Raw genomic sequence first — 14,254 nt, 5'->3', positions numbered from 1 at the left:
CGCGCCTCGGGCAAGTCCAGCCTCACATCCTGCTCCCGACAAACCATCCGCTCACTTTCCACAAGCGCCAAAAAGACCGGTTACGCAAAGCTCTCTTACAGGAGAGGGGTTCCCCGCGTTCCTCGACTAAGCCGGCAGCAACTCCTTCAGCCGCAGCAGCGCGATCGTCTCGACTTGCCCCAGCGCTGTTTCGAATTCCTGTTCAGGCGAACTTTTCAGGCGCGCTTCGAAAGCCGCGACGATCTCGTCCTTGCCCATTCCCTTCACGGCGATGATGAAGGGGATGCCGAAGCGGGCCTTGTAGGCCTCATTCAATGCGGTGAAGCGGACGCGCTCGTCGCTGGTCAATCGGTCGAGCCCGGCGGAGGCCTGTTCCTGGCTCGATTCCGGCGTCAATTCGCCTGCCGCAGCGAGCTTGCCGGCAAGGTCGGGATGGGCGAGCAGGAGCGCCTTCTGCTGGTCGCGCGAGCCGGCGCGCATCGCTTTCGCCATCGCCGCATGCAGGCCGGCGGCGCTGTCCTCGCCCGCAGCCAGGCCAGCGTCATGGGTGGCTGCCGCGACCCAGGGCGAATGCTCCCAGACTCGGCCAAAGACCTCGGCGAAGAGCGCCTTGGGCAGTTTCGAGGGCACATAACCGCCAGCCGGCGGGTGATGCCTGATCCAGTGGCGGGCGATATCGAGCCTTGTCGCGACCCAGACGCGGTCATGGCTCTGAACGTAGTCGAGGAAGCGCGCCAGCGCCGCGGCGCGCCCGGGCCGGCCGACGAGACGGCAATGCAAACCGACCGACATCATCTTGGGCGCCGTCTCGCCCTCGGCATAGAGCGTGTCGAACGAGTCCCTGAGATAGGCGAAGAACTGGTCGCCGGCATTGAAGCCCTGTGGAGTGGCGAAGCGCATGTCGTTGGCGTCGAGCGTATAGGGCACGGCGAGCTGCGGGCCGCTCGGGCCGGCGAGCCAATAGGGCAATTCGTCGGCATAGATATCGGCCGTGTAGAGGAAGCCGCCTTCCGCCATGGTGAGTGGAATCGTGTTCTGCGACGTGCGGCCCTGATAGCAGCCGAGCGGACGTTCGCCGGTGAGTTCGGTCTGGATGCGGATGGCTTCGAGAATGTCGGCGCGTTCGCGCTCGGCGGGCACATCGCGATAGTCGATCCATTTCAGGCCATGGGTCGCGATCTCCCAATGGGCTTCCTGCATCGAGGCGACGATCTCGGGATAGCGGGCAAGCGCGCTCGCCACCGCGAAGACGGTGACCGGCAGCTTCCGTTCGGTGAACATGCGCCAGAGCCGCCAATAGCCGGCGCGCGAGCCGTATTCGTAGATCGACTCCATGTTCATGTGGCGCTGGCCGGGCCATGGCGCCGCGCCGACGATCTCGGACAGGAAAGCCTCCGAAGCCGCATCGCCATGCAGGATGTTGTTCTCGCCGCCCTCCTCGTAATTGATCACGAACTGCACGGCGATGCGGGCCTGGCCCGGCCAATGCGGATTGGGAGCGTCGCGGCCATAGCCCTTGAGGTCGCGCGGATAGGCGGTGTCGGTCATGGGTCAGCTGCCGCGATAGGTCGAATAGCTCCAGGGCGAAGCCAGGAGCGGGACGTGGTAGTGGCCTTGCGCATCGGCGATACCGAAGCGCAGCGGCACGATGTCGAGGAAGGCGGGCTCGGGCAGGGGCGTGCCCAGCGCGCGGAAATAGGCGCCGATCGCGAAGCTCAGTTCATAGGTGCCGGTGGTCAGCCCGTCTCCGCTCAGGAGAGGCGCATCGGTGCGACCATCGGCATTGGTCCGGGTCTCGACGAGGCGGCGGCGCGAACCATCTGGCAGCAGGCGGTCAAGCGTGATCGCCACGCCCGGCGCCGGCTTGCCGTTGACCGTGTCCAGCACATGGGTGGAGAGGCGTCCCATTCGTCATGATACCTTTGCGGATGCGCGCGGCTCGGAACGAAGCTTGCCTTCGTGAAAAGGCCAACCCTAGTCTGGACGCATCATGAGAGTTCCACCCCGGATTCGGCCCTGTCAATTGCCGGTGCGCGCAACGCGAGGCCTGCCGGGTGATGCTTGATGCCTATCTCATGGAATGGGGCGGCATGCTGCTGCGCTGGCTGCATGTGATCACGGCGATCGCCTGGATCGGCTCGTCCTTCTTCTTCATCCATCTGGACGCCAGCTTGAGGCCCGCCGCAGACATTCCGCCGGGCGAAGGGGCGCGCGCCTGGCAGGTCCATGGCGGCGGCTTCTACGAGATGCGCAAATACATGGTTGCTCCCGCCGTGATGCCGGCTGAGCTGACCTGGCATAAATGGCAAAGCTATTGGACCTGGATCTCAGGCTTCTTCCTGCTGGTCTGGGTCTATTATGCGCAGTCGGAGCTTTATCTGATCGATCCGGCGGTGATGGCGCTGTCGCCGCTCGCGGCGGGGGCGATCGGCGTCGCGGCGCTGGTCCTGGGCTGGCTGTTCTACGACTTCCTGTGCAAGTCGCCTTTGGGCCGAAACGACGTCGTGCTGGGTGTGCTCGGCTTCGGCTATGTCGTCGCCGCAAGCTGGGCCTTTGCCAGCGTCTTTTCCGGGCGCGGCGCATTGATCCATACCGGCGCGCTGATGGCGACGATCATGACCGCCAATGTGTTCTTCAACATCATGCCGGGCCAGCGCAAGGTCATCGCGGCGCTGACCGCGGGCGAAAAGCCCGATCCGAAATACGGCAAGGCGGCCAAGCAGCGCTCGACGCACAACAACTACATCACCCTGCCGGTGCTGTTCCTGATGCTGTCGAACCATTATCCGGTGACCTACGCCAATTCGGCGGTGATCCCGGCGCTGGTGGCGCTGATCATCGTCGCGGGCGCGCTGATCCGGCATTTCTACAATCTCCGCCATGCCGACCATGCGAAGTCGCCCTGGTGGTGCTGGGGTGTCGCTATCCTGGCGCTCTGGCTCGCCTTCTGGATCGCGATGGCGTCCTCACCGGGCGGGCGCGAGCGCCTGGGGCTTTCGCCGCTCGCGGCGGCCAAGCCCGTCTTGCTGGCGCGAATGGCTTTGCCGCCGGCCGAGATCAGCACCATCGTCAGCGGGCGCTGCGCCATGTGCCATGCGCCGGAGCCGTCCTGGCCCGGCATCCAGATCGCGCCCAAGGGTGTGCTGCTGCACGAGCCGGAACTCATCGCCAGCCATGCCCGCGCCATCAGGGTGCAAGCGGTGATGACGCATGCGATGCCGCCCAATAATCTCTCCGGCATGACCCCGGATGAACGCCGGGTGCTGGCCGCCTGGCTCGGGAATATCCGCTGAAACGGATGATGGCGCTCACCAAGCCTTGACCTTGTCGAGCGGAAGCTGAACGCCGCGCCGATTTCATTCAGTTTCGGTTCACATCGACCACTGCATTTTCTCCCACACTGACAGAATGGAGGCTGGTTCCGACTCCGGGATCGTCCAGTACTGAGGGGACCGGGGGGTCCGCTTGAACACTTTTCTGAAGAAGGGCGTCAGCTATCGGCTGGCGGCCGTGGGTTTTGTTTGTGTCTGGGTGATCCTGTGCTGGCCATGGCTTTCAGGTTCCGTCACGATTCCGTTCGACGCCAAGGCGCATTTCCAGGCGCAGATCCAGTTCCTGGCGCAGGCGCTGCACAGCGGCCAGTCGCCGTTCTGGACGCATAATGTCTTCGGTGGCTCCCCCCAGGTCGCCGATCCGCAATCGCTGATCTTTTCGCCCGCGATCCTGCTCGCCTTGCTGACCTCCTCACCGAGCTTCCGCGAGGTCGATGCCTATGTGCTGGCGCATCTGCTTGCGGGCGGCCTTGCCCTGCTGATGTTCTTCCGCGACCGCAAATGGCACCCTGCCGGCGGCCTGCTCGCGGCGATCGTCTTCGCTTTCGGCGCCTCGGCCGCCTGGCGCGTGCAGCATGTCGGGCAGATCGCGAGCCTTGCCTTCTTCGCCATCGCCTTCTGGCTGACGGCGCGCATGCTGCAACGCTCCTCGCTACTCTCCGGGGCGCTCGCTGGCCTCGCCGGCGGCATGATGGTGCTGGAGCCGGACCAGGTTGCGATGCTCGGCGCCTATGTGCTGATCGGCATGGTCCTGGCGCATTGGCTCTCGGGCGGCTGGGCTGCCGTCCGCACCAGCCTCGCGCCGATCACGGTGGCGAGCCTGGCCGGCATCCTGACCATCGCCATGCCGCTGCTCTGGACCTGGCTCTTCGCCGAGGCGACGACGCGGCCGGAGATCGATTTCGTCGAGGCAGGCCGCGGCTCGCTGCACCCCGCCTCGCTGCTGACCGCCTTCGTCGCGGATCTGTTCGGCGCGCGCGATCCGGCCGTCGATTTCTGGGGCCCTTACAGCCCCGCCTGGAATGCCAAGGAGCTGTTCCTGTCGCAGAACATGGGACAGGTTTATATCGGTGCGTTGCCGCTGCTCCTGCTGATCGCGCCCGGCCTGACGCGGGGCTGGCTCTGGGACAAGGCCGTCCGGCCGTTCAGCCTGCTCTTTCTCTTCATGGTGCTGTTTGCTCTTGGCCGCTACACGCCGGCTTTCCAGCTGTTCTACGATTATCTGCCGGGGGTGAAGGCCTTTCGCAGGCCGGCGGATTCGACCTTCCTGATCGGTGGGCTCGGCGCCATCCTCGCGGGCTATGTGCTGCATCGCCTGCTGTCGGAGGCGAATCTGGTCTCGCTGAAGCGCGATTTCGCGATCGGGGCCGGGGTCGTCGCGGCGGTGATCGTGCTGGCGCTCGTGGTCTCGGCCGATGAGCAGCATCTGCGCGATGCCTGGTGGCCCGCAGCCTCCGCCGTGGCGTGGTTCGGCGCGTCGTTGCTGGTGGTGGGCATCCTGATGCGCTGGCGCAACGGCATCGGCCCGCTTGCCGCTGCCGTCCTGGTCACGGGCGTCATCGGTGCCGATCTCGGCCGTAACAATGGCCCCAATGAATCGACCGCATTGTCGCCCGACATGTACGACGTGCTGCGTCCCGACACGCAAAACGAGACCGTCCGGGCGCTGAAGCGGCTCGTCGCGCAGCCCACGGGCTCGCCGCGCCGCGACCGGGTCGAACTGCTCGGCATGGGCTTCGAATGGCCCAATGTCGGCATGGTGCACGGCTTCGACCATACGCTGGGCTACAACCCCTTGCGGCTGGCTGATTTCTCCGACGCCGTCGGTACACGCGATTCGATCGGCGACCCGAAAGAGCGCAAGTTCACGCCACTCTTCCCGTCCTATCGTTGCCGCCTCGCCGATCTGCTCGGCCTGCGCTACATCGCGACGCCGGTGCCGATCGGCCAGGTCGACTACAAGCTCCATGACGGTGACCTCAAGCTCGTCGCGCGTACCAAGGAAGGGTATATCTACGAGAACCCTCGTGCGTTGCCGCGCGTGCTGTTCGTCGGCGGCTGGCAGATGGCCGATTTCGACGGCATGAAGGCTGGCGGGCGCTGGCCGGATGTCGATCCGCATCAGGTCGTGCTGCTCGATTCCGAGCCGCCCGAGGCTATACCGGAAGGGCCGAGCACGGCTCAGGCCGAGGTCAAGCTCGGTCGCTACCAGAACACCGAGATCGAGATCGAGATCACGGCGACGCAGGCCGGCTTCGTCGTGCTGAACGACATCTGGCACCCTTGGTGGCGGGCGCAGGTCGACGGTGTCGATACCGAGATCCTGAAGGCGAATGTGCTGTTCCGCGCCGTGCAGGTGCCGGCCGGGACGCATAAGGTCCGCTTCAGCTTCCATCCGATAGAAGGCGCGCTGGCCGAATTCCGGGATCGCGTCGATCCGCCGCGCGATATCGAGGACGATCTCCCGGTGCCCGGGCCGCTGCAGCCGCAAATCGCGTCCGGAGATACCGCCGGCCGCTTCCAGCCGGCGCTGGCGACCCCGTCGCGCGCGACGCTGGAGACGCTGCGTCTCGGTTCGGTGCCGCAGCCTCAGATCGGCGAGCGCTCGCACATGTCCTCGACGCGGGAGTACTGAGAACGCCTGACGGGGCGTGTGGCCCCGTCAGGCGTCTGCTCACGCGACTCCGAGCTTTTTCTGAAGGGATGTCGAGGAGGTCGTGTACTGGAAGGTCAGTCGCTTGTCGGGATAGACGTAGCGATGGACTTTTTGGGCGGCGAGCGCGGCCTCGTGGAAGCCTGACAGGATCAGCTTGAGCTTGCCGGGATAGGTGTTGATGTCGCCGATGGCGAAGATGCCGGGCGTGCTCGTCTCGAACTTCTCGGTGTCGGCCGGGATCAGGTTCTCGTTGAGATTGAGGCCCCAATCGGCGATCGGGCCAAGCTTCATGGTCAGGCCGAAGAAGGGCAGGAGCGTATCGCAGGCGATCTCGAAGGTCTGGCCTTCGCTGTCGCGGCAGATCGCAGCCTGGAGCGCCGAGCCTTCGCCCTTGAGCCCGGTGACCTGGCCGAGCTTCATGTCCATCTGGCCGGATGCGACGAGCGCGCGCATCTGCTCGACCGAATGGGGGGCGGCGCGGAAATCGTCGCGGCGATGCATCAGCGTGACGCGTTTGGCGATGGGCTGCAGGTTGAGCGTCCAGTCGAGCGCGGAATCGCCGCCGCCGACGATCAGGATGTCGCGGCCGCGGAAGGCCTCCATCTTGCGCACGGCGTAGAACACCGAGTTGCCCTCATAGGCCTCGATGCCGGGGATCGGCGGCTTCTTGGGCTGGAACGAGCCGCCGCCGGCAGCGACGATGACGGTCTTGGTCTCGAACACCGTGCCGGCATCGGTGGTGAGGCGGAAGCGCGGGGCCTCAGCCGTGCCGATCGGTTCCAGCGCCTCGATCATCTGGTTCAAGTGGAAGGTCGGGCCAAACGGCTTGATCTGCTCGACCAGATTGTCGACCAGGCCCTGGCCGGTGACGATCGGGAAGCCCGGAATGTCGTAGATCGGCTTCTCCGGATAGAGCTCGGCGCATTGTCCGCCAACCTTGGGCAGGATGTCGACCAGATGCGCCTTGATGTCGAGCAATCCCAGCTCGAACACCGCAAACAACCCGCACGGGCCCGCGCCAACTATCACGACATCCGTGGTGATGACCTCACCGGGAACGGCCACGTCGCTCATCTCATTTCCTTTGAAACGTTCAAAAATTCTGCAAACCGAACAGCGCCGCGCGTGACATGATGCCTCGCGCGGCGTCTGGCAAGTGTTTTTGGGTTCGCGCGTGTTTTCGGGAGAGACTGGAGCCGGAGCCGATCAGGTCGGATCGGCCTGATCGGCGCGTGCTTTAGGCGCCGGTGTCGGCCCTGAGGCCGGCAGCGGTGATTCCGGCGACGGCGGCGGCCTCGTCATTGTCCGAGGAGTCGCCGGAGACGCCGACCGCGCCGAGCAGCATGTTGTTCGTGTCGCGGATCAGCACGCCGCCGGGCACCGGCACGAGTGAGCCGCCGACCGCATGCGTCGCCGCTTCGATGAAATAAGGCCGCTCCTGTGCCATCTTGTGGAGCGCGCGCGAGCCAAGGCCCATCGCGATCGAGCCATGGGCCTTGCCGAGCGCGATCTCGCCGCGCTTGAGGCTGGTGCCGTCCTGCGCCGCGAAGACCTTCTGCGCGCCGCGCGCATCGAGAACCGCGATGGTAAGCGGCTTAAACCCACCCTTTTCGGCGTAGGAGAGAGCGGTTGCGAGAATGGTCTGGGCCTGGGCGAGCGTCAGCATCGGGGGAACTCCGTCGGTGTCCTGGGGCTAGTGTCTTGGGGCGGGTGTTCTGGGGCGCTTGTGCCAGCCCGTGATTGCGTGGGGAAGAGGCCGCCGCGTCAGAGCAGTTGTGCCGAAAAAGGCCTGCCAGATGACGCAAGGAAGAGTTGTATTCGCGCAAAAATGCAACGTCTGTCTTGAACTTATCATGCTGAGAGGGCTTGATATGCCCCCCAACAGATGGAGAAGCCTCATGGGTCTGTTCAGTTTCATCAAGGACGCGGGCGCGAAGATTTTCGGCTCGAGCCCAGCCAAGGCCGCCACGGCGGACGAGTTGCAGAAAGAGCTGGCCGGTCATGGCTTGCCGTCCGACGTCGCGATCTCGATCGATGGCGACAAGGTGAAGGTCTCGGGCAAGGCGGTCTCGACCGAGCAGGCCGAGAAGATCATCCTGGCGCTGGGGAACACGACCGGGGTCGCCTCGGTCGAATCCGATCTCGCGGTGACCAAGGAAGCCGCCGCCGCCGTGTTCTACACGGTCAAGAAGGGCGACACGCTCTGGAAGATCGCCGAAGAGCATTACGGCAAGGGCCAGGGCGCCAAATACACCGACATCGTCAAGGCCAATACGCCGCCGGTGAAAAATCCCGACCTGATCCAGCCGGGCTGGGTGCTGCGGATTCCGGCGAAGGCCTGAGTGAGGCTCTGCGCGATCCGGTGACGGATCCCGAGACAGGCTGCGTCCCTTCCGGACGCAGCCGCCATATCAGTCCCAAATCAGTGCCGGAGCCAGGGCCCTGCTGATTCTGGGCTCCCCGTCTCTTCTGCAGGGGATGGATCTGCGCGGCTCGTTGCGGCCGCACATGGAGCGGCGACCGCCAAGCTTCGCTTGCACCTGATCGATGCGCGCCAAGCTGCTCGATGACGATAACCCCTCGTCGGCGAATTGATCCGAGGCTTGATCCAGATGCCGGCATTCGGCTCGGCATCGTGGTGGCGTTTCCGGCGCTCACGCTCTATCTGGTGAAGCTGCTGGATTGAGCTGGAGATGCGCCTTGATCGTGAAGGACCTCGATATCGACGCCGTCAAGGCCGGGCTTGCGGATGGGTCGATCCTGTTGGTCGATGTGCGCGAGCCGCATGAATTCGCGGCCGGCCATATTCCGGGCTCGACCTCGCTGCCGCTCTCGCAATTCGACCCCGCCGCCATTCCCGACGAGCCCGGCAAGCGCGTCGTCTTTTCCTGTGCGGCCGGCGTGCGCTCGCTGCGCGCGCTCGAATTCGCGCAATCGGCGGGGCTCGACATCGACAGCCATTATCTCGGCGGCTTCAAGGATTGGGCGATGCGGGGCGGGCCGGTCGAGCGCTGAGGGCTTGGCCGGGCCTGCGACCTTCAAGCCGCGACGGATGACGAGGATTCAGACATGCCGGTTTCCATGTTTTTCCGTAGCGCGGCCTTTGCCTTCGCGCTCCTGGCGCTGACGCCTGCCGGCGCCCTGGCTCAGGGAGCAGCGACAACTGCCGCGCCTGCCGCCGACGAGGCCGGCCTCCAGGCCGCCATCGCCAAGTCCAACGCCTATACCGCCCTGATGAACCGGACGCTGCGCGCGATCCAATCCTGGGAGCGCTATGCGAGCTGGGTCGACATGAAGAAGGGGCCGACCGGCAAGGAGCGCTACATCGATTACGGGCTCTACAGCCTTTATGACGTCGCCGGCGAGATCAAGCGCGCCGAGGAGGCCGTCACCCAGGCGCCGGCGCTGCCGGAGATCGACCAGACGATCGGGCGCTACATCAAGGCTTATCAGGAGCTCGCCCCGCTGGTTACCAGGGCGGAGCGCTATTACGAGCGCAAGGATTATCGCGACGACAACGCCACTGAAGGGCGCAGCCTGCACATGCTGATGGTGCCGGCCGCAAAAACCTTCCTCGATGAACGCGCGACGCTCGATGCCCAGATGCGCGTCTACAAGAAAGGGCTCGATCAGCGGGAGCTCGCCGCTGTCGAGCAGCGGGAGGGTCGCTCAGCGCGCTGGCAGGTCCGCAATATCATGATCAACGCCCGGGTGGTGATGGATCTGATGCCGAGCAATGAGAAGCCGGTCGTCGGCCTCAAGGCGTTCGACGCGGCCGTGGCCGGTTATGCCGGCGCTGTGCGCGAGATGGACCGCTTCAAGGAGACCGAGCCTAAAGGCGTGCCCTTCATCGAAAGCCAAGCGAGTTCCTGGCTCGGCAGGCTGAGGGATTTTCGCGACAAGCTCAGCCGCGGCAAGGGCGATGTCCGGCGCGGTGCAGCCAACGATGCGAACTGGCTCGTCAGCTCCTACAACACCATGGTCTCGCTATCGGAGACCGCGATCCGCACTGCCCGCTGAGCGATGCGCTGCATGCATCCCGGCGTGTTGCGCGCCGGGGTGACTGAGCCGCGTTTCTAGGCCAGTCTTTCATTCGACTTATCTGAGGAAATCGGCTCATGCGTCCCATGAAATTCGGATTCGGCCAGCCCGTGCGGCGCGTTGAGGATCACCGCCTGACCACGGGCGCAGGTCGTTACACGGATGATACGGCCGTCGAGGGCGCGCTGCATGCCTTCGTGCTGCGCTCGCAATATGCGCATGCCAGGTTCACGATCCGGGACAAGAGCGCGGCCCGCAAGATGAAGGGCGTGAAGCTGATCCTGACGGGCGAGGACGTCGCCCATCTCGGCGGTATTCCCTGCAAGGGTCTGATCAAGACGATCTCGGGCGAGCCGGTCGTGCCCTTGCCCGTGCCGGTGCTGCCGACCGATACCGTGCGCCATGTCGGCGAGGCGGTCGCCTTCATCGTCGCCGAGACGCTCGACCAGGCGCGCGACGCAGCCGAGGCCATCGACATTTCCTGGGAGACGCTGCCGTCGATCACCGGCATCGCCGCTGCGCTGGGGCCCAAGGCGCCGCAGGTTTGGCCGGATCGGCCGGGCAATGTCGCCTTCGAGGCTGAGCAGGGCGACAAGGCCAAGACCGAAGCGGCTTTCGCCAAGGCCGACCGCACCGTCTCCGTCACCATCGTCAACAACCGGCTCGCCTCCAACTATATGGAGACGCGTGCCTGCATTGCCGAATACGACAAGGAGACCAAGCGCTGGACGCTGACGCTCGGCAGCCAGGGCAGCCATGGCACGCGCGATATCCTGGCGAGCTATATCCTGAAGGTCGATCCCAAGCGCATCCGTGTCGTCACGCCCGATGTCGGCGGCGGTTTTGGCACCAAGATCTTCATGTATCGCGAATACCCGCTGACCATGGTCGCGGCCGAGATGCTGAAGCGCCCGGTGCGCTGGGTCTCCGACCGCACCGAGCATTTCCTTGCCGACACCCATGGCCGCGCCAATCTCGCCACGGCGACGGTCGCGCTCGACAAAAAGGGCAAGTTCATCGCCCTCAAGGTCGATCTCGCCGCCGAGATGGGCTCCTATCTCTCCCAGTATGGGCCCTTCATCCCCTGGGTCGGGACAACGATGACACCGGGCTGCTACAGCATTCCCGCGGTGCATGTGCGCTTTAGGGGCGTGCTGACGAATACGACGCCGGTCGATGCCTATCGCGGTGCGGGCCGCCCCGAGGCAGCCTATCTGATCGAGCGTTTGGTCGATGCAGTCGCACGCGAGACCGGCAAGACGCCCGACGCCGTGCGTGCGCTCAACTTCGTCAAGCCAAGCGAGATGCCGCACAAGACCCAGACCGGGCCGGTCTATGATTCCGGCGAGTTCGAGGGGCATATGCGCCGCGCCATGGACGTGGCTGACTGGAAGGGCTTCAAGAGCCGCCTCAAGGCCTCGACCAAGGCCGGCAAGATCCGCGGCATCGGCCTCGCCTGCTATATCGAAGCCTGCGGCGGCGGCGGGCCGGAGAGCTCGACCGTGATCCTCGAGAAGGACGGCATGGTGACCGTGCTCATCGGCACGCAGTCGAACGGGCAGGGGCATGAGACCGCCTATTCACAGCTCGTCTCTCAGCATCTCGACATTCCGATGGACCGCATCCGCGTCATCCAGGGCGATACCGACAAGGTCGAGACGGGTTCGGGCACTGGCGGTTCGCGTTCGATCCCGGTCGGCGGCGCGGCGCTCGACAAGGCGACCGCGATCCTCTCCGACAATCTCAAGCAGCTTGCCTCGGAGAAGCTCGAAGCCGGCGTCGGTGATCTCGAGATCGTCGATGGCGCGGTGCGCGTCGTCGGCACCGACAAGGCGCTCGACCTTGCCGCCATCGCTGCGCTGCCGGGCGCGACCTCGGCCATGCTCAAGGTGCACCAGAGCTGGCAGCCGCCGGAGGCGACCTATCCCAACGGCACCCATGTCTGCGAGTTGGAGGTCGATCCCGGTACCGGGGCGACTGCGATCCTCAACTATGTCGTGGTCGACGATTTCGGCGTGACCCTGAACCCGATCATGCTGCAGGGGCAGGTCCATGGCGGCGCGGCGCAAGGCATCGGCCAGGCCCTGATGGAGGAGATCCGCTTCGACGCCGAGGGGCAGATGCTGACCGCGACCTTCATGGACTATGCCCTGCCGCGTGCGGTCGACGTGCCGAACTTCCATTTCGAGACGCGCAATGTGCGCTGCCTGACCAATGCGCTGGGTGTGAAGGGCGCGGGCGAGGCGGGCGCCATCGGGGCTTGTCCTGCCGTGATGAACGCGATGGTGGATGCGCTCGACCGCGCGGCCGGCATCAAGGCGATCGACATGCCGGCAACCCCGATCAAGGTCTTCAATGCGCTGAAGCAGGCCGGGTATCCGCTGTAGAGCCCGTTCCGATCAGCCTGCACTGCAAGCTGATCGATAAAACGGTCTCTATCTCTAATTGTAGAGACGGATTCACCGATCAGGCCGCCTCGACCTGATCGGATCCGGCTCTAATGCAAGATTGCATTTGCTCTAATGCAAATGCCAATCGCGTGAGACCGGCTTGGCGGGAGCGCTGCGCTGTTGTGATCTGGAAAGGTTCTAACCGGCGTCATCCTGAGCGCCGGACAGCCTTTTGGGGATGACGACGCATGATCCGCTTTGCTCTTGCCGCCACCGTTCTGGCGCTCGGTTTTTCCGCCGTCATGGCGCAATCTGATCCGATTGCCGAGCGCAAGGCCACGATGAAGACAATCGGCGGAGCCACCGGGCTCGGTGCCAAGATTGCCAAGGGCGAGGAGGCGTTCGACGCCGCCAAGGTCCAGGGCATCTTCAAGACCTATGTCGAGTCCGGCAAGAAGATGGAGACGCTGTTTCCCGACAGTTCGAAGACCGGCGACACCACCGCCGGCCCGAAGATCTGGGAAGATCAGGCGGGCTTCAAGGCGGCGCAGGTCAAGTTCGAAAGCGATGCCGCGGCTGCGGCGACGGCCACCACCGATCTCGCCTCGTTCCGCACCGCATTCGGCACCGTCACCAAGAACTGCGCTGCCTGCCACGAGACCTATCGCATCAAGAAGTGAGCGCTACCGGTTTTTGACGGCGGCCGGCGGAGCTTTCTGCTGCGCGGCGCGTTCCATTCCTGCATTATATCGGTCTTGCTCGACCATGCGGGGTCATCCCGGATCGGCGTCGCTTCGCGACGTGTCCGGGATGACGTCGCGATTTCGAGCCAGACCGTTCGCTGTCTCGGGAGAGGATGAGAATGCTGCTGCTGCGCCGCTTGCTGGTCACCCTCGTCGCGCTGGCGGCGCTCGGCCTTGCCGGTTTCTACGTATTGACCGACCCGCGCGTGGTGTCGCCTGCTCCGCAGATCGGCGCGCTGCCGGCGCCAGACATCGAGAACGGCAAGCTGCTCTTCGCCGCGGGCGGCTGTTCGTCCTGCCACGCCACGCCCGGCCAGGACGACAAGCTCAGGCTCGGCGGCGGACTTGCGCTGGGCTCGCCCTTCGGCACCTTCCACGCGCCCAATATCTCGCCGCATACGCGCGACGGCATCGGCAATTGGGGTGTGAAGGACTTCGTCGACGCGATGGCGACGGGCGTTTCGCCGGCCGGACAGCATTATTATCCGGCCTTCCCCTATACCTCCTACCGGTTGATCCCGCCCAAGGCGCTGGCCGATCTCTTCGCCTATATCCGCACGCTCGCGCCGGTCGAGGGCAAGGCCGCGCCGCATGAACTGCCGTTCCCCTTCAATATCCGCCGCGTCGTCGGCGGCTGGAAGCTGCTCTTCTTCGACGGTGCCTCGTTCAAGCCCGACCCGGGCAAGAGCGAGGAATGGAATCGCGGCTTCTATCTGGTGAACGGCCCCGGCCATTGCGCCGAATGCCATTCGAGCCGCAACGCGCTGGGCGCCATCGTCCAGGCGATGCGCTTCGCCGGTGGGCCCGATCCGGAAGGCAAGGGCTGGGTGCCCAACATCACCCAGGCCGAGGACGGCCTGGGCAAATGGTCGAAAGCGGAGATCGCCGAACTGCTCAAGACCGGCTTCACGCCGAGCTTCGACAGCGTCGGCGGCTCGATGGTGGCGGTGGTGCGCAACATTGCGCAGCTTTCCGACGCCGACCGGCTGGCGATGGCGGAATATCTGAAGTCGCTGCCGGCGGTGCAGGGGCCGGCGAAACGGTAGGCGCATCGCGGGACGATCGGGTCGGCCAGGCTTGGAGATCATTGGC

Annotated in this window: 12 protein-coding genes; 8 read left to right on the top strand and 4 right to left on the bottom strand. The window is 65.0% G+C overall.

What is annotated here, in order from left to right:
- Nucleotides 1-126: 126 nt before the first annotated feature.
- Together puuE and uraH are read right to left on the bottom strand one after the other, a co-directional pair.
- A complete protein-coding gene (gene puuE / locus J2Y55_RS19420; protein ID WP_310156902.1) occupies nt 127-1,548 on the bottom strand; it encodes an allantoinase PuuE in 1,422 nt (473 codons plus the stop codon).
- Nucleotides 1,549-1,551: 3 nt separating this feature from the next.
- Nucleotides 1,552-1,908: a hydroxyisourate hydrolase gene (uraH, locus tag J2Y55_RS19415; protein ID WP_310156900.1), complete on the bottom strand. Its 357-nt coding sequence runs from the start codon at nt 1,906-1,908 to the stop codon at nt 1,552-1,554.
- Nucleotides 1,909-2,057: 149 nt separating this feature from the next.
- Between uraH and J2Y55_RS19410 the strand changes: the two genes are divergently transcribed.
- Nucleotides 2,058-3,293, top strand: a complete 1,236-nt coding sequence (locus tag J2Y55_RS19410; protein ID WP_310156898.1) for a urate hydroxylase PuuD — start codon at nt 2,058-2,060, stop codon at nt 3,291-3,293.
- Nucleotides 3,294-3,465: 172 nt separating this feature from the next.
- Nucleotides 3,466-5,967: a hypothetical protein gene (locus J2Y55_RS19405; protein WP_310156896.1), complete on the top strand. Its 2,502-nt coding sequence runs from the start codon at nt 3,466-3,468 to the stop codon at nt 5,965-5,967.
- A gap of 39 nt (nt 5,968-6,006) precedes the next feature.
- Here the strand turns inward: J2Y55_RS19405 and J2Y55_RS19400 are convergent, their stop codons facing one another.
- Both J2Y55_RS19400 and J2Y55_RS19395 read right to left on the bottom strand, forming a co-directional pair.
- Nucleotides 6,007-7,062 (bottom strand): NAD(P)/FAD-dependent oxidoreductase, encoded by a 1,056-nt coding sequence (locus J2Y55_RS19400; RefSeq protein ID WP_310156894.1) that lies wholly within the window; start codon nt 7,060-7,062, stop codon nt 6,007-6,009.
- Between the two features lie 163 nt (nt 7,063-7,225).
- Nucleotides 7,226-7,654, bottom strand: coding sequence for a GlcG/HbpS family heme-binding protein (locus tag J2Y55_RS19395; protein WP_310156892.1), 429 nt, complete (start codon nt 7,652-7,654; stop codon nt 7,226-7,228).
- A gap of 232 nt (nt 7,655-7,886) precedes the next feature.
- Here J2Y55_RS19395 and lysM point away from each other — a divergent pair, with 232 nt between their 5' ends.
- The 6 genes from lysM to J2Y55_RS19365 all read left to right on the top strand — a co-directional run bounded on the left by lysM (nt 7,887) and on the right by J2Y55_RS19365 (nt 14,208).
- Nucleotides 7,887-8,330 carry a peptidoglycan-binding protein LysM gene (gene lysM, locus J2Y55_RS19390; RefSeq protein WP_310156890.1) on the top strand — a complete coding sequence of 148 codons (444 nt, stop codon included), beginning with the start codon at nt 7,887-7,889 and terminating at the stop codon, nt 8,328-8,330.
- A 358-nt stretch (nt 8,331-8,688) separates the two neighbouring features.
- Complete coding sequence (locus tag J2Y55_RS19385; RefSeq protein ID WP_310156888.1) at nt 8,689-9,003, top strand: rhodanese-like domain-containing protein; 315 nt, start codon at nt 8,689-8,691, stop codon at nt 9,001-9,003.
- Between the two features lie 54 nt (nt 9,004-9,057).
- A complete protein-coding gene (locus J2Y55_RS19380) occupies nt 9,058-10,008 on the top strand; it encodes a DUF3829 domain-containing protein (protein ID WP_310156885.1) in 951 nt (316 codons plus the stop codon).
- Nucleotides 10,009-10,106: 98 nt separating this feature from the next.
- Nucleotides 10,107-12,416: a xanthine dehydrogenase family protein molybdopterin-binding subunit gene (locus tag J2Y55_RS19375; protein ID WP_310156883.1), complete on the top strand. Its 2,310-nt coding sequence runs from the start codon at nt 10,107-10,109 to the stop codon at nt 12,414-12,416.
- Nucleotides 12,417-12,667: 251 nt separating this feature from the next.
- Entirely contained in the window at nt 12,668-13,099 is a 432-nt protein-coding gene (locus J2Y55_RS19370; protein ID WP_310156881.1) for a c-type cytochrome, read from the top strand.
- A gap of 182 nt (nt 13,100-13,281) precedes the next feature.
- Nucleotides 13,282-14,208 (top strand): c-type cytochrome, encoded by a 927-nt coding sequence (locus J2Y55_RS19365; protein ID WP_310156878.1) that lies wholly within the window; start codon nt 13,282-13,284, stop codon nt 14,206-14,208.
- Nucleotides 14,209-14,254: the final 46 nt, after the last annotated feature.

This window comes from Allobosea sp. BE125 (genome assembly GCF_031456075.1).
GTDB lineage: Bacteria > Pseudomonadota > Alphaproteobacteria > Rhizobiales > Beijerinckiaceae > Allobosea.
Note: the sequence above shows the minus strand (reverse complement) of the source record. Positions and strands in the feature narration are given on the sequence as shown.